The 22400-nt window shown below is 32.5% G+C and carries 16 protein-coding genes; 7 read left to right on the plus strand and 9 right to left on the minus strand.

Features of this window, described 5'->3' with window-relative positions:
• Positions 1-86 precede the first annotated feature (86 nt).
• From EC396_RS10605 to xrtF, 4 genes are all read right to left on the minus strand, one after another.
• The gene (locus EC396_RS10605) at positions 87-440 is read right to left on the minus strand and encodes a transposase family protein (protein WP_129365076.1); all 354 of its coding nucleotides are present in this window, start codon (positions 438-440) and stop codon (positions 87-89) included.
• Positions 441-875: 435 nt separating this feature from the next.
• Complete coding sequence (locus tag EC396_RS10610) at positions 876-1364, minus strand: heavy metal-binding domain-containing protein (RefSeq protein WP_129366675.1); 489 nt, start codon at positions 1362-1364, stop codon at positions 876-878.
• Positions 1365-1458: 94 nt separating this feature from the next.
• On the minus strand, positions 1459-1893 hold the full coding sequence (locus tag EC396_RS10615) for an exosortase F system-associated protein (protein ID WP_129366676.1): 435 nt from the start codon (positions 1891-1893) through the stop codon (positions 1459-1461).
• Complete coding sequence (xrtF, locus tag EC396_RS10620) at positions 1890-2426, minus strand: exosortase family protein XrtF (protein WP_129366677.1); 537 nt, start codon at positions 2424-2426, stop codon at positions 1890-1892. The genes EC396_RS10615 and xrtF overlap by 4 nt, the downstream gene beginning before the upstream one ends.
• A gap of 39 nt (positions 2427-2465) precedes the next feature.
• Between xrtF and EC396_RS10625 the strand changes: the two genes are divergently transcribed.
• From EC396_RS10625 to rodA, 7 genes are all read left to right on the plus strand, one after another.
• Complete coding sequence (locus tag EC396_RS10625; RefSeq protein WP_129366678.1) at positions 2466-2924, plus strand: GAF domain-containing protein; 459 nt, start codon at positions 2466-2468, stop codon at positions 2922-2924.
• Positions 2925-3147: 223 nt separating this feature from the next.
• Positions 3148-4674: a bifunctional phosphoribosylaminoimidazolecarboxamide formyltransferase/IMP cyclohydrolase gene (gene purH / locus EC396_RS10630; protein WP_129366679.1), complete on the plus strand. Its 1527-nt coding sequence runs from the start codon at positions 3148-3150 to the stop codon at positions 4672-4674.
• Positions 4675-4729: 55 nt separating this feature from the next.
• A complete protein-coding gene (locus tag EC396_RS10635) occupies positions 4730-5758 on the plus strand; it encodes a rod shape-determining protein (RefSeq protein WP_129366680.1) in 1029 nt (342 codons plus the stop codon).
• A 23-nt stretch (positions 5759-5781) separates the two neighbouring features.
• Entirely contained in the window at positions 5782-6609 is an 828-nt protein-coding gene (mreC, locus tag EC396_RS10640) for a rod shape-determining protein MreC (RefSeq protein WP_129366681.1), read from the plus strand.
• Positions 6602-7108 carry a rod shape-determining protein MreD gene (gene mreD, locus EC396_RS10645; RefSeq protein WP_129366682.1) on the plus strand — a complete coding sequence of 169 codons (507 nt, stop codon included), beginning with the start codon at positions 6602-6604 and terminating at the stop codon, positions 7106-7108. Before mreC ends, mreD begins: the two co-directional genes overlap by 8 nt.
• The gene (mrdA, locus tag EC396_RS10650; RefSeq protein ID WP_129366683.1) at positions 7109-8947 is read left to right on the plus strand and encodes a penicillin-binding protein 2; all 1839 of its coding nucleotides are present in this window, start codon (positions 7109-7111) and stop codon (positions 8945-8947) included. It begins immediately after the preceding gene.
• Between the two features lie 19 nt (positions 8948-8966).
• Positions 8967-10229: a rod shape-determining protein RodA gene (gene rodA, locus EC396_RS10655; RefSeq protein WP_129366684.1), complete on the plus strand. Its 1263-nt coding sequence runs from the start codon at positions 8967-8969 to the stop codon at positions 10227-10229.
• Positions 10230-10569: 340 nt separating this feature from the next.
• Here the strand turns inward: rodA and EC396_RS10660 are convergent, their stop codons facing one another.
• From EC396_RS10660 to EC396_RS10680, 5 genes are all read right to left on the minus strand, one after another.
• Positions 10570-13773 (minus strand): BNR-4 repeat-containing protein, encoded by a 3204-nt coding sequence (locus EC396_RS10660; RefSeq protein ID WP_129366685.1) that lies wholly within the window; start codon positions 13771-13773, stop codon positions 10570-10572.
• Between the two features lie 131 nt (positions 13774-13904).
• Positions 13905-15821 (minus strand): hypothetical protein, encoded by a 1917-nt coding sequence (locus EC396_RS10665; RefSeq protein WP_129366686.1) that lies wholly within the window; start codon positions 15819-15821, stop codon positions 13905-13907.
• Between the two features lie 262 nt (positions 15822-16083).
• A complete protein-coding gene (locus EC396_RS10670) occupies positions 16084-18387 on the minus strand; it encodes a glycoside hydrolase family 3 N-terminal domain-containing protein (RefSeq protein ID WP_129366687.1) in 2304 nt (767 codons plus the stop codon).
• Positions 18388-18573: 186 nt separating this feature from the next.
• The gene (locus EC396_RS10675; RefSeq protein WP_129366688.1) at positions 18574-22038 is read right to left on the minus strand and encodes a glycosyl hydrolase; all 3465 of its coding nucleotides are present in this window, start codon (positions 22036-22038) and stop codon (positions 18574-18576) included.
• A gap of 88 nt (positions 22039-22126) precedes the next feature.
• Positions 22127-22400 (minus strand): fibronectin type III domain-containing protein (locus EC396_RS10680; protein WP_164975247.1); only part of this gene is annotated, 274 nt, incomplete at its 5' end.

Raw genomic sequence — 22400 nt, forward strand, 5'->3', positions numbered from 1 at the left:
AATCGCTTAAGTAGTCTTTATATTGTCGTTGTAGTTTTTTACCATTAACTCCATAGAAACTGCCGATGGTATGGCAATCAGAAGCCTTAGTATTGACTAATTTCTTTTAAAAAAGCAGCAAACTCGGTGGTCATCCGTGTTCCCTGTGCTACTAAGTTCCAATCTCTTTGAATAACTTCCTTGGTTGTTTTGTCCAGCCATCTACGTCGTTTTATGTGTAGATAGACCGTGTTTCCACGTAATGGAAAATCTTGGATTGTTACTTCTTTGTGAAAACCGTGCGCTATTAGAACTTTGGAAACCTGCTCTTTTGGAGGTATATTTCGCTCTTCAAAATAAAGATGCATTACTTCACCGTTTTTGGTGTTCTTTACCAGATAGAAGTGGTTGATTAAAAACTCAGGGAGTATGAGTTTTAGTAAGTCTAGATAATTGTCCAAAATTTATTTTTTAAACAAAAATCATAATTTTAATTCAATTCACACACAACTTTTGAGAATGATCCTAAAAAACACCACATATCTATTAAACTATTTACTTTTTTAATGGGCAATTGAATAATTTGACACTTACAATAGCAATGGTTTATATGAATTAAAACACGCGTTAAGGATAGCAGCGGCATCCTTTTTTGCAATGTAACGCAGTGAAATTGCAAAAAAGATATAGCGGATAGCCTGACCCCTTGTGGGTAACGCCCAAACAATTTTAATTTATAGTATGAGAATTTTGAGTTAGAAAAAAAAGTTCTATAACCACAATCAAGTTTTTGTTTGCACTTTTAAAAAAACACATAGTTTGATCCTAAAAAATAGGTGCAAAAAAAAGCCGTCTAAAATTAAGACGACTTTTAAGTTTAAAATAGTTTGTATTAACTATGCGTTATTACAACATTTCTTTTTTTCGCAAACAGCTTTTTCAGCTGGTACAGCCTCTGCTTTACAGGTGCATTGTCCTGGTTCACATTTTGTGCAATTTGTAGCTGAAGCTTCATTTTTACAAGTACAATTACCTGGTTCGCATTTTGCGCAAGCAGTTTCTGATTGACATTGACATTTTCCACCTTCGCAAGTACATTCACCACCTTCTTTACAAGTGCAATTTGCTGTATGTTTCATTTCAGTATCACCAGCTACAGCTTTTAAATCCATTTCACAAACAGGACATTTACCTTCCTCAGCGTAAGTTTTACCTTTTTCACAATCCATTGGGCATTGGTAAACTTCACCAGCTGCCATCATTTCTTCACCGTCGTGCTCATGAACATCTTCTGTTTTTACTTCTTCTTTCTTGCTGTCTTTACAAGATGTAAACATTACTGCAACTGAAAATAGCGCAGCTAATACTAAAATTGATTTTTTCATTGTTTCTTAAAATTTACTTTGATTAATAGTTCTAAATTATATTGTATGTCAAAAATAGGAAAATTAATGACATCTTTTAAGCTATGTCGAAAGCTTACGCTGTTCCTTTCAGTTTTTGATAATAAAATGCAGGCAATAAAATAAATACAAATAAAGGGTGAATTAAAAAACGTCTAACATAAAAGATTAGCATATAATCTTGCGAAAGGTTAAAATTTAGCAATGCGTATAAAAATACGACCAACACCACAAATGAAATGACATAAAATTTAATTGCAAATACAAGCGTTTTTTTATTTTGAAAAAAGAGAAAAATAATACCCAATGAAATAACTGCGTTTAATGTGTATCTAAAAAACACATGTAATAGATAGGTGCTAAATTGTATTTTAGGAATACTTGTGTACAAATAATCATTTTTAAAATAATTGTTTAACGGGTCGTAAAGATGGGGTGCAACAAAACCTCTAATTACAATTAACATTGCAAACAACAATATAATTGATATTATACGAGTACTTTTTTTCATTTTTTCCAATTTGAAAATTGTCTTACCCAAATAAACCAAAGTAAAAATGTGATTCCGTAAATAATAGACGGAAAAACCAAATCGTGTAAAATTGTTTCGTACTGCGGAAATTCAAAATAAGCGATGGAAATAATTGCAATTCTTACAATATTTACAAAGTATATAATTAAGCTGCCAAATAAAATATATAGTGCTGTAATTACAAATTTATTTGAAAATGCAACAATAAACGAAATGAATAAAATAATAATACTTATGGCATTACAACCTTCAATTACCCGAGAAATGTATGCATTGTTTACAAATAATTTCATAGAAATTTCATTGGTATGCTGCTCTACCCTAGCATTATAACCAACATTATTTAAAATAAAAACCGTTTGTTTAGCTACTGTTTTGGTAATGGGTGAACAAGCAAAAACTTCACCTGTTTTTTGAGTATTTTTAAGATAGTACGAATACATTAAAAAAAGTAAGGCATAGGTGCCAAAAAACTTAATTAAAAATATAACTATCAATTTATTACTTTTCACCAAAAAAGAATTTTAATTTTGCATAAAACTACAATTAAAATGACTATTCTTCAACATAAAAATTATATAAACAATATTATTGCAAGTGATGCAACTGTTTATGAAAAACTTCAAAAATGTTGTGATTACTTAAAAGAAGCCATAACGTATTACGATTGGGTAGGATTTTATTTTAAAAACGGTGATAAAAAAGAACTTAAACTAGCTGAATTTGCAGGCGAACCAACCGAACATACAATTATACCATTTGGAAAAGGAATTTGCGGTCAGGTTGCAGTAAGTAACCAAAATTTTGTAGTACCCGATGTTTCTGCTCAAGAAAATTATATTTCTTGCGGATGGAAAGTAAAAAGCGAAATTGTAATACCAATTTTTGTGAATGGTAAAAATATTGGACAAATAGATATTGATTCGCATACCGTTAATCCTTTTTCAAAAGACGACGAAATTTTACTTGAATACGTATGTAAAAAAGTAGCCGAAATTTTAGAAGCTTAAAAATAAGATTTTACAAAACATCAGTTATTTCTGTTAAAATTGAGTAACTATAAAAAAAAATTAAAAACCTGTAAAACCTTCACTTTAAATCTATTTTAAAACCCCATAAAACAGGTGTTTGATTTTTATAAAAAATTAATAAATATTTATAAAAATTACGTTTGTTTTGTGTTGTTTAAACTATTGATAATTATTAGCTTTGCCCCTTACAACAATTCAACACATGAACAATTTAAAAAAAGCAAAATCCGCATTAATTTCGGTATTTCACAAAGATGGTTTAGGACCAATAGTACAAAAATTTAATGAACTTGGAATCACAATTTACTCTACCGGAGGAACAGAAGATTTTATTAAAGAATTGGGTATAAACGTTGTACCTGTTGAAGATTTAACTTCGTACCCATCAATTTTAGGTGGTAGAGTTAAAACTTTACATCCAAAAGTTTTTGGAGGAATTTTAGCTCGTAGAGAAAATGAAAATGATTTAGTACAATTAGGAGAATACGAAATTCCGGAAATTGACATTGTAATTGTAGATTTATATCCGTTTGAAAAAACAGTTGCAAGTGGCGCTTCAGAACAAGATATTATTGAAAAAATAGATATTGGTGGTATCTCATTAATTAGAGCTGCTGCAAAAAACTTTAAAGATGTTATTTGTGTATCATCTATGAGTCAATACGATGAGTTTTTAGATTTAATTACTAAAAACAATGGATCTACAAGTATTGCAGACCGTAAAAATTTCGCAGCAAAATCATTTGCAGTTTCAAGTCATTATGACACTGCCATTTTTAATTATATGAATGATGATCAACCTGCTTTTAGACAAAGTTTTGATACGGTTAAACAATTGCGTTATGGAGAAAACCCACATCAAAAAGGATTTTTCTACGGAAATTTAGAAGATTTGTTTGAGCAATTACACGGTAAAGAACTTTCATTTAACAACTTATTAGATGTTGATGCAGCTGTAAATTTAATAAAAGAGTTTAAAGGCGAAGCACCAACATTTGCTATTTTAAAACACAACAACGCTTGTGGTTTTGCACAAAGAGACACTTTAGCGCAAGCTTATATTGATGCTTTAGCTGGTGATCCAACATCGGCATTTGGTGGTGTTTTAATTGCAAACAAAGAAATTGACGAGGCTACAGCAACAGAAATTAACAGTTTATTTTGTGAAGTTGTAATTGCGCCATCATACTCAGAAAGCGCATTGCAAATTTTAAAAAGCAAGAAAAACAGAATTATCTTAATTCAAAAAGACATTGAATTTCCAAATATTAGCTACAGATCTGCTTTAAATGGAGTTTTGGCTCAAGACCCAAATAACATTACAGATACTAAAGAGGGTTTAAAAAACGTTACCAATAGAATTGTATCTGATGCTGAAATTGAAGATTTATTATTTGCCTCAAAAATTTGTAAGCACACAAAATCAAATACGATTATTTTAGTAAAAAACAAACAATTATGTGCTGGTGGAACAGGACAAACAAGTAGAGTTGATGCTTTAGAACAAGCTATAACAAAAGCCAAGACCTTTAATTTTGATTTAAAAGGAGCAGTTATGGCAAGTGATGCATTTTTTCCATTTCCTGACTGTGTAGAAATTGCTGGAAAAGCTGGAATTGAAGCAGTTATTCAGCCAGGAGGTTCAATTAAAGATCAGTTATCCATAGATTATTGTAATGAAAATAATATTGGAATGGTATTTACTGGAACACGTCATTTCAAGCACTAATTTTAGTAACTTTGAAAATTAAACTATTTAAAAATTAAATAAACACAAATAATATATGAGTTTTTTCGACTTTATGACTGAAGATATTGCCATTGATTTAGGTACTGCAAACACCTTAATCATACATGATGGTAAGGTAGTAGTTGATGCTCCTTCTATTGTTGCTAGAGATAGATCTACTGGCAAAATAATTGCAACTGGTCATAAAGCTAGTTTAATGCAAGGAAAAACGCATGAAAACATAAAAACCATTAGACCATTAAAAGATGGTGTAATTGCCGACTTTGAAGCTTCGGAACAAATGATTAAAGAGTTTGTTAAAAATATTCCGTCGATTAAAAAGAAATTTTTTACACCATCTTTAAGAATGGTTATTTGTATTCCATCGGGTATTACTGAAGTTGAAAAACGTGCAGTAATAGACTCTGCAGAGCATATGAATGCTAAAGAAATATATTTAATTCATGAACCAATGGCCGCTGCTATTGGTATTGGAATTGATATTATGGAACCTAAAGGAAATATGATTATTGATATTGGTGGTGGTACTACAGAAATTGCAGTAATTGCATTAGGCGGTATTGTTTGCGATAAATCTGTTAAAGTTGCAGGTGACGTTTTTACTGCTGATATTGCTTATTACATGAGAACTCAACATAATTTATATGTTGGAGAACGTACTGCTGAAAAAATCAAGATTCAGGTAGGTGCAGCAACTGAAGACTTAGAAACACCTCCAGAAGACATGTTGGTACAAGGACGTGATTTGTTGAGTGGAAAACCAAAACAAGTACAAGTTTCATACAGAGAAATATCAAAAGCATTGGACAAATCAATTTTAAGAATTGAAGATGCTGTTATGGAAACGCTTTCAAAAACACCTCCAGAATTAGCTGCTGATATATACAATACAGGTATTTATTTAGCTGGTGGTGGGTCTATGTTACGTGGTTTAGACAAACGTTTGTCTAGAAAAACAGACTTACCTGTTTACGTTGCTGAAGATCCTTTAAGAGCCGTTGTTAGAGGAACAGGAACAGCTTTAAAAGACTTAGATAAATTCAAAAATGTATTAATGAAATAATACATTAATACATTTTTTAAATTATGCAGCAATTACTTTACTTTATTAAAAAATTCAGATTTTTTCTGCTGTTTTTAATATTACAAATTGTTGCTTTTTATTTTACAGTTCAATACCATTCTTATCAAAAAAGTAAATTTGTAAACTCTGCAAATGCAGTAACAGGTGGGTTTTATACAAAAATGAATAATATCAATGAATATTTTCATTTAAAAACCGACAACCAACTTTTAATTGAAGAAAACATTCGCCTTAAAAACCTGTTAGAAAAAAGAGTTATAGATAACTCTATTGTAACTACTACAGTTGTGGATACGATGTATACACAAAAATACGAATACACTTCAGCAAAAGTTGTAAATAACAATTACACAAAACTAAACAATTTCTTAACCATTAATAAAGGAAGTAACAACGGAATATTACCAGAATTAGGCGTTATAAATGGTCGTGGAATTATTGGTGTAATTAAAAATACCTCAGCAAATTACGCTACTATTTTATCTATTTTAAATAGTTCATCTAAAATAAATGTACGCTTAAAAAATAGCAATCACTTTGGTACTTTGGTATGGAACGGAAAAGACTACAATATTACTCAAATAACTGATATTCCAAGACAAGCGTTAATTAAAGAAGGAGATACCATAATAACTGGTGGTAAATCTTTATTGTTTCCTGAAGGTATTTTAGTTGGTGTAATTAAAGATTTTAAGATTCAAAACAATCAATACACCCAAATTAACATTGCATTGTTTAATGATATGAGCGCCATAGGACATGTTCAAGTAGTAAAAAATCTTGAAAAAATTGAACAACTTAAATTAGAACAAAAAACTGTAAATGAATAATCTAACACTTATTAATATTTTCCGTTTTATTGGCCTGGTACTTTTACAAGTAGTTGTATTTAATCATATCAATTTATTTGGATTTATAAATCCGCTAATTTACATTGCTTGGATATTTTTATATCCTTTTCGAAAAAACATTAGCTTGTTTTTAATTGTTAGTTTTGCTTTAGGACTTTGCGTTGATTTTTTCTCCGATTCTGGAGGAATAAATGCCGCAGCTACACTTTTAATTGCATATATTAGATACCCAATTTTAAAAATTGTTTTAAAACGATCCGATATTGACTTTTTACTATTCAACATAAGAACAGTTCCATTTGGAAAAGCAATTGCCTTTATTTCAGTTTTAACAATTATTCATCATTTTACCATATTTAGCTTTGCATATTTTAGTTTTAACAACTTTTTATCGATTGTTTCTAACACACTTTTAACAAGTTTTTTTACCGTATTAATTATAATTTTAGGTATATTATTACTTACTAAAAAGAAATAAATGAAAAGAATTGGATTGTTGTCTTTTATAATAATAATCACAAGTTTTGTGTTTATTGTACGCTTATTTTTTCTGCAGATTTTGAGCAATGAATATAACCAGAATCCATTTAATAATTCTGCTGTAAAAGTTACTTACGATTATCCTGAGCGAGGTTATATCTATGACCGAAATGGTATTTTAATGGTAGCCAATCAATTGTCGTACGACATTATGATTATCCCTAGAGAAGTTAAACCGCTTGATACTTTAGAATTTTGTAATTTACTTAAAATAACAAAAGAAGATTTTTTGAAGAAATTTGAAAGAGCTAAAAGATATTCTACCCGAATTCCTTCAACATTTGTAGCGCAAGTTTCTAAATCTGATTTTGCCGCTTTACAAGAAAAACTCTATAAATTTAAAGGATTTTATATTCAAAAAAGATCTTTAAGAGAATATCCTATCAAATCTGCTCCAAATGTATTAGGGTATATTAGTGAAGTAAATGAAGGTATGATTGCCAAAAATCCTTATTATCAATTGGGTGAATTAATTGGAACTGCAGGTATTGAAAAAACCTACGAAGAAACTTTACGTGGTAAAAAAGGTATCAAATTTATACAACGTGATCGTTTTAATAAAGAAATTGGTTCATATAAAAATGGTGCTTATGATACACTACCCATTCCTGGACACGACATTACACTAACCATAGACAGCAAATTACAACAATATGGTGAAGCGTTAATGGCCAATAAAAGAGGTGGTATTGTAGCTATTGAACCATCCACAGGTGAAATTTTAGCTTTAATATCTATGCCAACTTACGACCCAAATTTAATGGTTGGCAGAGAACGATCAGCCAATTTTACAAAATTATATTTAGATAGCGTAAGCCGTCCACTATTAGATCGCGGACTTCAGGCACAGTATCCTCCTGGTTCACCTTTTAAAATTATTTCAGCATTAACAGCTTTACAGGAAGGTGTAATTACAACAACAAGCACAACAACTTGTCATCACGGTTATAGATATGGATCTGGTGCTGGTTCAATTATGAGATGTCACTGCGGAACAGGATATCCAATAGATTTAAATATAGCCATTTACAGATCTTGCAATAGCTATTTTGCAAATGCTTACCGCAAAGTAATTGAAAAATACAAAAAACCGTATGATGGAATGAATGTTTGGAACAAACATGTAGAAAGTTTTGGCTTAGGCAATTATTTAAACAACGATTTATCGGTTGGTCAAAAGGGAAATGTTCCTGATGGAGATTATTACAACAGGGTTTATCCAAACGGAAGATGGAGGTCTACTGCAACTATTTCAAATGCAATTGGGCAAGGTGAAGTATTAACCACTCCTATTCAGCTTGCAAATATGACCGCAACAGTTGCAAATAGAGGTTTTTATTACACACCTCATATAGCAAAACATATAGATGGTGTTCCGTTAGATAAAAAATTTACAATTCCTAATTACACAACCATAGATAAAAAACATTTTGAACCAGTTATTGAAGGTTTATTTGCTGTTGTTGAAAATCCTAGCGGTACTGCGCACTGGTCTAGAGTTCCAGGTATTGAAATTTGTGGAAAAACTGGAACCGCCGAAAACCCACATGGGCAAGACCACTCTATATTTATAGCTTTTGCGCCAAAAGACAACCCTAAAATAGCCATTGCTGTTTTTGTTGAAAATGGTTATTGGGGATCACGTTGGGCTGGTCCAATTGCTACGTTAATGATCGAAAAATATTTGACAGGTAAAACAGACAGACCACTAGTTGAAGAAAGAATGTTTACTGGTAGTATTCAAGATGAATATGACAAACAATTATTAAAAAAGTAAGAAGTTGAGAAGCAAAAAAATGAACATATTTCATGGTATTGATTGGGTCTTGGTACTTCTATACCTGATTTTAATATTTATTGGTTGGTTAAATATCTATTCAACTACATTTATTGAAGATGATACTGCATTAATTAACCTTTCTACTGAATATGGAAAACAACTTATTTGGATAGGTCTTAGTTTTCCGCTGATTATTTTTATTCTGTTGATTGATGCAAAATTGTACGAAAAATATGCCTCAATTATTTATGTAGTCAGTTTATTTTTTCTTGCCGGACTTTTTATTTTAGGGAAAAATATAAATGGAGCTACCTCATGGTACGATTTTGGTGGTTTTAGCCTTCAGCCCTCAGAGTTTGCTAAAGCAGCAACTGCCTTAGCAATTGCAAAACTGGTAAGTGATAAATTATTTAATTTAAAAAAATTCAACACTCAATTACAAGCCTTTGTAATATTGTTTTTACCAGCTGTACTAATTACTTTACAACCCGATCCTGGATCTGCATTGGTATACACTGCATTTATATTTGTATTATACCGAGAAGGTTTACCTGTTTACTATATTACTGTTGGATTTATAGCTGCATTTTTATTTGTTATTACCCTCTATTTTGGGTTCTTATACACTTGGTTGGGTTCACTTTTGGTTTTTGCACTTATATTAATGTATTTTATCTTCTACAGAAAAAAAGCTTTTAAAAATGGGTGGATAAAAATTGTTGGAATTTATTTAGTTGCTGCCCTTTTTATTTTTAGTGTTGATTTGGTTTTTAACCACGTTTTTGAACAACGTCATAGAGACCGTTTTAATATTGTACTTGGAAAAACCGCAGACACTAAAAACATAGGTTACAATACCAATCAAGCTATTACCACAATTGCTTCTGGTGGATTTACAGGAAAAGGTTTTTTAGATGGAGAAAGAACTCAAGGTGATTTTGTTCCTGAAAATCAAACTGATTATATTTTTACTATTGTTGGTGAAGAATGGGGATTTTTAGGAAGTACTATTGTTATTGTAATATTTACATTTTTTTTCCTAAGAATTATTCAAATCGCCGAACGTCAAAAATCTAAATTTGCACGTGTTTACGGCCATAGTATTGCCGCCATATTTTTTATGCACTTTACCATTAACATAGGAATGGTTATTGGGTTGCTACCTACCATTGGTATACCTCTACCCTTTTTTAGTTATGGTGGCTCAGCGCTTTGGGGTTTTACTGTATTGCTTTTTATATTTATTAGATTGGATGCCAACAGGTCTTATGAATGGTAAATAAAGTAGTATCTTAATCAAAGTACAACTCGTTTTTTGAATTAAATTCAACCATATATTTTTAAACAAAAGTGGTAAAACAATTTAAAAAAATAACCCCAACTCTCTACTTTAAAAACAAAGAGGCTGTCTAAAAAGTATCTAAACGCGTCATTCTGAATTTATTTACTCACACACTTTCTTATTTTTTAAATAGGAATTCGTGAATCTACGATTTCAGAATCTCATCATACTGGAAATCAATCATTATAAGAACCTGAATCAAGTTCAGGTTGACGAAAAATTAGCTTTTTAGACAGATTCTTAACAAAGATTACTGTTTAATAAATAGCTGTTTTACCTACTGTATTACCAGTTTTGTAAAATATGATTTGTTATTAGCCATCACTTTTACTACGTAGATTCCAGATTTAAAAGCGCCATTATTTGGAATCAATAATTTATTTTCATTGGTAAAGTTTGAATAAATTAATTTACCTAAGATATCGTATATATAAACTGAAACTTCATCTAAATCTTTAAAGGCTATGGTAAAATCATTTTTAGCTGGATTGGGATACAATTTAATAAAAGACGGATTTAAATCTTCATCATTAACTCCAAGTGTAACACTTTTGGCTATTGCTTTCCATTTACTTCTATTATCCGTAATATCAGCCGCCATGTTATATGCTTTACCATTTTGGTCAACGTATAAAAACGTATTTATATCTCTAGCTTCAAATCTATACGTATCTTCAATTTCATTATAATGTATTGTCCAAATTTTATCAATATCTGAACTAGGAGCAGTTTTTGAAGTAGTGATTACCGCATTAGGATCAGCAGAATAACCCGAACCCGTTGCACGCAATATATTTACGCCAGAAGCCTCACCATCAATATTAAAATAATCCAAACCATTATAGGTTGTTTTTACAAATGTCCATAGATTTTCTGGGGCATTCCACGTATCACTAGTGATTAGTTCTACACCATTAGATTTTAAAAATTTACCTGTTTCAACATTTTGTAATCTAAACGAATCTCCGGACAAGGTAGCTTTATCAATTACAGGAGCCTGAATCAAACTGATTTTCATTTTATCAAAATTAAAACCACCTATTACACCTACAATTTTTAATTTTTGAATTCCTTTTTGAAGGGTTATGCTAGCCTTTGAACTTTTAAAAACGGTAAGACTAGGTGTTACAGTAAGATTTATAGTTGCAAGTTTATTAGTGCCACTTTTTACGTCGAGCCTTTTAGAAGAACCCGGAGAAGCTGCAAATACTTCAACCTCGTACGTACCATCAGATGGTACATCAACTGTATATTCTGCAAAATCATTTACTTCCCAACTGTTTAGGTAAAATATAGAATTACTCCAGCGCGTTACATTTACACCACTTTTAGTCGTATAATACTCTGCTTCAATTTCAGTAGGTAAAATATGTGTTTTAGGCTTCACCGTAATTGTTTTTGTAGCTTGAGCATCTGTAAAATATTCATCACCTTCTTCTGAAACTGTAATAGTAGCACTACCAGCACCTAAAACTTGAGTTACATAATCACTCCATACAATTGCTACTTGATTATTAGGCAATACAAATCGTAACTTAGCATTTGGATTATTACTTGTTGCTTGTAGTTGAAATACAGGATCTCCTGAGGTAACCTCAGGGATGTTATTAAAAATAATTTCCTGATTACGAATAGGAACTTCAAATTCATGACTCACAATAGGTGCTGCATTATAAACCTCATCACCCGTTTGTAATGCATTTATTGTTGTTTTACCTGCACGTTTTACCTGTAATTTCCCATCTACTATAATAGCAACTTCAGTATTGGTACTTTCGTAAGTTACAGGCAACCCTGAAGTTGCAGTAGCCTCCAATATTTGATCAGCATCACCCCAAGTATGTAATGTTTTAGCTAAGGTGAAATTAATAGTTTGACTTGTTTTACTAATATTTGCATTTACCACTAAAGTTTGTGTTACTTCTGGAGCAGCGTCAAAGGTTCCATCTCCAGCTTGTTGAGCTATAATATCACAAGTACCAACACCTACTATATTCACTTTATTTCCGTCTACAATTCGTGCAATATTTCTATTTGAAGAAATAAAATTGACTGGTAAATTTGAGGTAGCAGTTGCGTTTAATGTAAAGTCTGCGTCACCTTCTGTTTTTTGAGCAATCGCATCAAAATTAATGGTTTGAGGTGTGTATTCTGATTTTTCAATTTGGAAAACATAACAATAAATAGATATTTTTTCACTATTTTCTTTTCCACCGTAAATAGCAACAATAGTTCCGTTGTCCATTATTTTGATACTTTTTCTAAAACGTGAACCAACAGTCATCCTGAAATCTTCACGCCAGTTATAAGTTCCTGCCAAGCAACTACTAATTACCAAATCCTCACCACTTGAGATAAATTTATACATTCTATTTCCATAGAATATACCTAACCCCCCCTTACCTCTATCTTCAGTAAACTGGGTTTCACCTGCCTTTTTCAAATAATTATAATGCGTTGTGTTTTTGGGACTTTGATATAAATAAATATCATTTTTAGGAGAAATAGCTACTTGAGGTCCACCAGCCCAACCTGCATCATCAGGAACACTTCTTGGGTCGGCAATTAAAAATGGTTTGTGGTCTATAATAGGTAAGTCGTAACTTTTACCAGCTACATTGGTTGCTTTATTATCCACTCTGGTACCAAGTTCCATCAAATAAACGCCTTCATTTAATGCCGTAGGAGATTCTGCCCATCGAACAGAATAGGTATAATAGAATTTTCCATTAATTAGCACCGCTTCGCCATAAGCAAAATTTCGCTCTCCTTGACTTACCTGATTTCCTGTTCCTTGTATAATGGTAGTTTCAGGAGACCAAGTAACTCCATTGTAATAAGTCATTATTATACTTCCTCCAACAGCAGCACCAAGCCTTCTTTCAAAATACATCTCCCCATTGTTGTTAGTAAACAAATCAGGATAGGTAACTCCATCAACTACCTTTCCAGGTATTAAATAATCTTGTTGTGGCAAAAAATTAGCTGCTGTAAACTCACTATCAGGACCAAAGGCAATGTTTTTCTTAGATCGTATATAATTCAGATTTTCGTTGTGGTGATCAAACATTAAATGAACAGTGCCATCTATGGGACAAATACCAATATTGGTTGTGAGATGCGTATCACCTTTTCCTCCTACCAAACTTAGTTTTGCCGGCAAAGCCACGTGAACCCAATTGCCTTCACCTATCTTTTTTCGGGAAACCATTAAAGTTCTATCTGCCCAGCCCCCACGATACCAAGTATAAAATACATACCCATTGGATACCTTTGCACAATTTCCATGAGGATTTATAGCAGCCGCATAATGATACGGTTTAGGGTCATCGGCTTTCCAAAAATAAAAAGCATCTCTAGTAACAACTGTACTGTCTAAAAATTGTACTTGTGCCGTAACTTCATTGGTAAACGAATTTAGTATTAGCAACAACATTAGTAGCAGCTGATAGTTTTTAATAAAATTTGAAGGGGTTTTCATAATGTTTGGTTAATTTTTTATAAATAGTTTGTTGTAAAATGTTTAAGTTTAAATATTCGACAACAAGATTTCTAAACAAAATAGGTTTGACTAAAAATCTTGATGAAACCGTTCTATACAGTTAGTTCATATTAACTCACTGTTATAGATATGTTCAATTCGTTTTTATCGTTTGTAAAAAAAGCTTCAATTGGTATTGCTTCTGCTCCTGGAACCATATTAAAAGTTCTTTCACCAGAAATTTCTTTTATTTTTAAAGGCACATTGGCTTTTACAGTTACCAAACCTTCAGGTTTTTGAATTGAAATTTCATTTTCACTTACAATAGTTACTACTTCTCCAGTTGGTGAAATAATTGGCAATACAAATGCTGTAGCCTCGTTAATTTGCTGGTCTGTTTTTACAGTAATTTTCATTTCTTCAGCAGCACAGCTATAGTCAATTTCAAAATCTGATGCCGTTTCACTTACAGCTTCACGCGCTTCATTTTTAATAATTGTATTTGCAACTAATTTAATTTCACCGTTTGTATCAGAAGATTTTATACTTGCTTCTAAATCAAATAAATTAGTATACCAAACATCGTTTTTAAAAGTTTCTATTCTAGGTGTTAGTGCAATATCTTCACCTGGTTGTGGTTGCTGATTGTTTTTTTCGACCAAATAATAAATAGCCATACTTGCAGCACATAACAGTCCTACTTTATTATGATACAAAACACCCAATGCGCCACCAGTAGCCTGACGATAATCGTATTTATAATGATATTCTGCATCATAAGCACTTACTGTACCTCTCCAATCTCCACGTGCAAAAAGTGAAACATCTAAATCTTCAAAATGTTTTACACCATCGGCTGTAGTTCTTGGCAAAGCTGTATTTTTATTTATTTCAGGTAAATGACCCCAATGATCTAACAATGCTGTTAAAGGTTTTGCATGTGCAAAAGTATGATGTACACAAGGCTCAATACCATGCGAAACATAATGCGGACCGCCATGCAACAATCCGTTAGCTGTACATTGCTTTAATAACTCGGTATTTTTTACAGCAGCGGTTCCAAAAGCAGGATTGATATGTGCCATCATACCAAAAGCAGGCTGACTACCATCACAAGTACGACTTCCCCAATAACTCCATTTATATTGGCGCGTACCCCAACTATTATCCCAAGCTCCATCTGGCAACATAAATTCTAAATGACTATTTAGCGATTTTGTTACTATTTGTAATAGCTCTTCATCATTTTCTTTTAAAGCATACATTACAATACTATTCAATGTTTCTTCAACATTGTATCCTAAATCTACACCTTGCAAACCTTTTTTACTTAATTTTTTAGAATCGGGTTTACATTCACCAAACAATAAATAATCATTTTTGGTAAAATAAACTTTTACATCTTCTGCCAGTGTTTTACTTTTTGCAATAAAAGCTTCATTATTAAGCACATTACCTATTAAATTCAATCCATAAATAGCTGTACCACCGTAATTTATATTTGTAAAATCTATTGTAAATGTATCGTAAATATACTGCCCTACGCTGGCTAAACGCGCTGTCCAAGCAGTACGTATTTCTTCACTTAAAACGTGTCCGTGGTAATGCAATGCTTCTGCCAATGCAATGGCGCCAAACACTGAAATACCTTTCCAAGATTTTGGGTTAGGTATTACTGTCCAACTACCATCTTCTTGAGAAACATTATTTTCAGCCCAATTCATTACCAAAATAGCACCATCAATGTATTTTTGATCTCCAGTAACATCAGCCATATATAAAAAAGGATATACAGCATCCATACATCTACCGTGAATATGCGAACAAGACGGACAACCTAATGCGCCGTGCTCTTCTAAATTAGACGGATTGATTATTTGTACCTTCAACATACCATCACACCAATCTTTTAAAAGATTGAACGTTAATTCTCTAAATTCTAATGAGTGTTCTGGATGTGCTGCACATGAATTAAATATCCCTGATAAAGGAAGGGTTAACCCTAAGCCTGCAAATGTTGATAATTGTATAAAATTGCGTCTTTTCATTTATGAAGTATTTCTGAGTAATAAAAAATATTAAAAATGAAAGTACTAAAGTATGAAACCAAAACTATCCTGCTTTATCCTGACTCAAAGATGTTAAACTTGTTGCTTTAAAAAAGCAACCAGCTGCATTCAAGATAAAAAACAAACACTTAAGAATAAGGTTCTAAATTAAAATAATACTTTCAAAGCTTCAGGTTAAATTTATTGCTGATTTATTGGTTGGTTTGTAACCTGAAATTTCATATAATCCTTAAATCTAACATTAGTCAACAACTTTAAAACTTGCTGTCAAATACTCTTGCGATGAGGTACCAACCATACATTCAAAAGATCCAGATTCTACCACTTTATGCATATCAATTCCAGTAAACGATAGCATTTCAGGTGTAACCTCAAATGTTACAGTTTTTACTTCACCTGCAGCTAAGTTAATTTTTTGAAATGCTTTTAATTCTTTTACTGGACGAATTACTGATCCATAATCATCTTTTATATATAATTGTACTACTTCTTTTCCTTGTCGACTTCCCACGTTACTCACATCTACAGTAACTTTCAAATTAGATTTTTTTGAAATAATACTGTCAGATAGTGTAAGATTAGCATACTCGAAATTTGTATAACTCAATCCGTAACCAAATGGGTAAAGGGGTTCCGAAGAGTTGAATAAATAAGGTTTTTTATAATTGATCTCTTTTTGACTATAAAAAGCGGGCAATTGACCAACTGACCGAGGAATGGTTACCGTTAATTTACCAGAAGGATTTTCATATCCAAAAAGAATTTTAGCAATGGCTGTATTACCTTGTTCTCCCAAGTCCCAGGTATCTAAAATAGCATTTGCTTGCTCTGCTATTTTCACTATAGCATTTGTACGTTTATGTTTTAGCACTACTATTACCGGAATGCCAAGGGCTTTTACACGCTCAAACAACTCATTTTGCATGCTCACTAATTCAATATCTTCTCTGTCGCCAATCACATTAAAAAAATTGGCTTCACGTGCGGTTTGACCATCACCACCCAAAAACAATATAGCTAAATTGGTAGTTTTTGCCATTTCAACAATTTTAGCAATACCCGCTTCACATTCAGCTGGGGGTGTAAGTTTCGGGTTTTCTCTTACATTATCAGTAAGATCATAACCATTTTCCTGAATAAATTGCACTTTCCCTATTATTGCATTTTCAAAATCAGCCTTTGTATTTTCATCCATTACTGGGCCAAACAATCCGATTTTAAGAAAGGTTTCTGTTTGAAGTGGTAAAATATTCTGTTCATTTTTTAATAAAATAATAGATTCAATATCAGCCTTTTGAGATAATAAAATTGAACTTTGTGAATGCGTTTCAGCTTTTGTTTTTTCAATATCGATATAAGGTTGATCAAACAAACCTAATAAAAATTTAGTCCGCAACACATTTCTAACCGAACGATCTATGTAGGTTTCTAATTCGGGATGCGTTTTCAGAATTTCAGGTAATTTTGCATAGGCAATTTCACTATACAAATCAATATCAACACCTGCCTTTAGTCCTAGCACAACTGCTTCTTCAGGAGTTTCGGCTACCTTATGAAAAAAGCCCAACCGAGCCACATCTTCGGCATCAGACACCACATAACCTTTAAAACCCCACTCGTTGCGTAAAAGTTTGGTAAGTAAATCGGGATTTGCATGACAAGGCACACCATTTAAGTCGCTATGCGATGGCATAATACCCAATACTTTTGCACGTTGTACGGCTGCTTTGAATGGAGGTAAAACATCGTCGTTAATGGTGCGTTGTGACATTTCTACAGACGCAAAATTCCTTCCACCTGTAACCTGTCCGTAACCGGCAAAGTGCTTTACAACGGCACCAATATGTGTTGTAGTTAAGGTTTTATTATCACCCTGTACACCTTGAATTGCATTTACAATCATTTCTGTAACCAAATGAGTATCTTCTCCAAAAGATTCGCTCATGCGACCAAAACGAGGATCTCGTGTAAGATCGGCGACTGGAGAATGTATCATGTGATAGCCACGTAACCTTGCTTCTTTACCAATTACATCCCACACCTTTTTCACTAACTCGGTATTCCAAGATGAGGCTTGACCAATTCCGCGTTCAAAAATAGTTCCACCTTCTACGTCTAAACCTTTGTAAGCTTCACCTACAAAAAGTATAGGTATGTGTAATCGGCTATTTTCTATCGTATATTTTTGTAACTGATTACATAATAACGCACACTTTTCGGGACTTAATTTATCGCCAGGGTTTTTATGACCACCATAGCCGTTTTTGAGTTTTTGAACCAAAACTTGAGGCATTACAAGACGGTCGTTATTATCAAGTTTTACACGATGATTACTAATTCGCATCTGTGCAATTTTTTCCGCTACGGTCATTCGTTTTAATAAATCCTCAACACGTTCTTCAACCGGAATGTTCTTATTGGTATAACTAAACGATTTTGACTCCTGAGCAACAAGAGGGTTTACAAGACAACTCCCAAAATAGAGAACCGTTAGCACTTTAATCAATCCTTTTCTTTCAATTATTAATCTTTTTAAACAATTCATATTTTCAATTTTATACACTTTTAATCGAGATTAACAAAATGATACTTAAATCTCAAAATGGCCATTTAAACATGTGCAGCATCTCTATTTCAAAATATAAACTCTAATAGCATCTTAAGATAAAAGAATGATATACTTCTTTCCATAAGAAAACTTCAGCAAACAAATAAATCACTGATTATACAATTATTTATTAGAATATGTCATGAACTTAACCGGCCCAATTAAACCAGCTTGGTCCAGTTTGGTATCTTGCTCTTTTGGTGGATTTGTGGTCCAGGATTTCTTATTTTCTTTTGAACGTTTATTGTCTAAAATCAATTGATTTCTCCAAGTATTGGTTACTTTGATTTCTAATGTGTTTTTTCCTTTAATTAAGCTTTCACTTAAATCGAATCTGTAAGGCGGTGCCCAACGTGTTGCTACTTTTTTACCATTGCACCATACTTCAGTAATATTGGCTACTTCACCTAAATCAATACTCATATTTTCACTTACATTATCTATATTGAAGTCTTTGGTATACGTTACAGTTCCTGAATAATGTTGTATAGCTTCATTGTCAAAATTAGTAAGCGATTTTAATTGCGGCACCTCTATCGATTCTGGTGTATCCCAACCTTTTTCAAAAGAGGCTTTCCAATTATTTTGAAGTGAAGTTTCATTTACCGTTACTTTAATTGATTTTACATTGTTACCTTCATAAAATTTAAATGTACCCGATTTTGAAGCCAATATATTGTTTCCTTTTTTTGAAACTCTTGTAAAATTAGTATCTAAATGAGTTCTGTACCAACCATTTTCAGCACTTAAAATAGTTTCATTTTCAAATTCAACTTTTGAAGAAAATGGTTGCTTATTTCCTTTTGGAAAAACAACAAAAGCACTACCACTTGGATCTAAAGAAATGGCTACATTGATTTTTTCGTTTTGTTGAGACCAAACCATTGCATCTTGCTGTTCACCTGTAAAAGCATTCCACAATTGAGGGTAGGCATTAGTAACTCTAAAACCTAATGAAACATCTAAAGGCTTATTGCTTGTAGTACTCACAAAATAAATATCAGCATCGGCTGTTTTGCGGTGAATCCAATTAATTGGTAAACCTTCAGGTACTGTTACATCAGGCGCAATGCTTTCGGCTTTTAAAACATCATCAATGGTTTGTCCCCAATATACTTTACCCAAACCAACTTTTTTAACACCTGTTTTTTCTGTTCCCCATAATTCTTCTGAAATTGATTTAAGCATTTTTAAATCGTTTTCATCATCCATTAAACTTGGAGACTCCATAGGTTTATTACCAACAATTACAGCACCTTGAAGCACCAATTCTTTTAACTTTTGAATAGTTGAAAGCAACATTTCATCAGCGTCTCTAAGTAAAATAATTCGGTAATCACCTGCATCTTTTACATTGATTTTCCCGTCTTTTACCGACAATTTAGTTTGTAATATTTCTTCATTTAAATAGTCAAAACGATAACCTTTAGGAAAATAATCCAAATCAAAAGGTGGACGTGCAAAATCATCTCCATAATACCAAAGTACATCTGCAGCATATTTTCCTTGCTGCAACATATATTGGTTACGCGATAAGAAATCAATCCAATCTGGCATATATTTCCACCAAGTTTGCGCTCTTACAAATGGAAAACCGATATTACCACCAAAGCTTGAACCAGGAGCAACATCGGTTTGAGGGGTATGAGAAAATGTATGGAATACCAAATGGTTAATTCCTTTTGTAAAATTATAATCAATTAAATATTTCACATCAAAAGGATGCTCGTTCCATTTTACGTCTAATTGCGTACAAGCTTCAGCAGCCAACCTTGGTTTGTTATACAAATGTGTTGCTGAAGCAGCATTGAATACTGGCTTAGCATATTCATTTTGATTTGATGGTGCTTTAGGATACCAAAACTCCGTCATTGGTATATCACTTACACCGTAATAACGCATAGGGTCAATTGGTAACACTTCGCCACCTGCTCCTTCTGTATAAACTTCGGCGCCCATTTCATGAGAAACTGTTGCAAAATGGCTAAAAAAGTTATCAATATAAACGTCGTCCATTGTTTGGCGGATATCACGTAAAAACTTCGTGGTTACCTCTGGGCTTTCAACGATATAACCCATTGTAGCTGGTAAATATTTTTTCATACTATAGCCACGGCGCTTTTCAAATTCTTGAAACATATCTTCAGAATTCATCGTCCATGTTGGCACATGACTTTCCCAACTATCTATCAACAAACCATTTAATTTACCATCGCCAATTGGACCGCCATCTTTAATCATTTTACCAATCATCCCATTTCGCAAATGGTTTTCAATGGCAATTTTATCTAATTTACTCGATTCCCAACCTGTAGATTCTGGCATTGCAGGTTTATTGGTAAGTCTCATATTGATATGACCAAAACGTACGACTGTCCAATTTCCCTGCGGAACATCCCAAGTTAATTTTCCGTTTGAAGACATTTTTTCTGAAATATTCAAAATTTTATCAGCAGGAATAATGGTGTTTTCAGCATAATGGTACCTCATTTCATCTTTAATACCACGCATTGTTTTGGCTGCTTTTGCTTCGTGATTATGAAGCCTTGGTTTTGACGTTAAATGAATAAATTCTGGTTGAATAACATGACTTCCTTCAAAAGTAAAAACAAATTCTTTTGAAGTTGTTTCAGGAATTGCCAATGTTAAGTATTTTTGTCTATCATTCCAATTAACATCTGGTATATTGATAGCCGCAATTTCTGTTAGGGTATTTTCAATAAGCGCTTCAACTTTTATGGTAACATCAACTCTTGGATATTGTAAATCCGTAATAATATGGCGCAATGGTGGAAAATCTAAAGAACGAAGTGTTACTGGATTTTTAAATGTGGTTTTTACCCAAGTACTTTTTTCAGCTACTTTTGCAATTCCTTCAGCTCTATATTGGTCAAGTTCTTTATCAAGCATTGTTGTTTTGGCTGTAACAATGATTTTTGAATTAGGATTGAAGATGTCTTCCCAAGGTACAATGGTATTGTTACTTTCAATTTTTGAAGGATTGAGTTTTTCTGTATCATCACCCTCTGGAGTTGGAAATGCAAGTACTTGCACATCTTTATAATCATAATCTGGTGTTTTATATAATGAATCTATTGAAAGAATTTCATTAAATTGCTCTCCACCCTTTAATCGGTAAACCGTTTCTACAATTTCTCTTTGTGCTTCTTCAACAGGCACCCAAGGTCCGCCAGTCATTGACCAGCCTGGGCAATTTTGCATGGTAAATTTTAATCCCAAACGTTTACATTCATCAGCAGCGTGACGAACCATATCTTCCCATTCAGGAGATAAAACTAATATTTGCTTAACTCCAGGAAAAGTTCGTCCGTTTTTACTAAACAAATGAATCCCTTGAATTCCTGCATATTTTATTGCTTCAAGATCAAGCGTTATCCCTTCTTTACTAATATTATTACCATTAAAATGAAACCAAGTTTCAGGGTGATATACCATTTCTGGTGATTTAAATCCTTCACTTAACTTTTGAAAATCAGAGCCTGACTGGTTTTTTTTTATTTCAACATTTTCATTGATTGACTTACATTGAACACATAATAACAACACTCCTAAAAGTAGAATTCGCATGATTTTTTATTCGATTATTGAATTATTAATTTATTACCTATTAGGTGTAATTATTATTAGCAATTACACCTAACAGGTTTATTTTAAGTTATTTTGTACTAAAACTCCAAACTTGACCTATCGTTTCTCCGCCTTTTCCATCTTTTACAACTACTTTAAAATAGTAGGTAGTTGCTGCAATTAAATTTGAAGCATTGTAAGTGGTTGCTGTTTGGTTTTCAGACACTTTTGTTAAAGGGGTGCTAGCTGTATCTAAATACACATCAAATGTTAATGAATCATTGTCCACATCGCTTGCAGACCATCTTAAACTTGTACTTGTTCCATCTATAATACCATCAAGTTCTGGTGCGATTAAATCT

This window comes from Lutibacter sp. HS1-25 (genome assembly GCF_004121075.1).
Classification (GTDB): domain Bacteria; phylum Bacteroidota; class Bacteroidia; order Flavobacteriales; family Flavobacteriaceae; genus Lutibacter.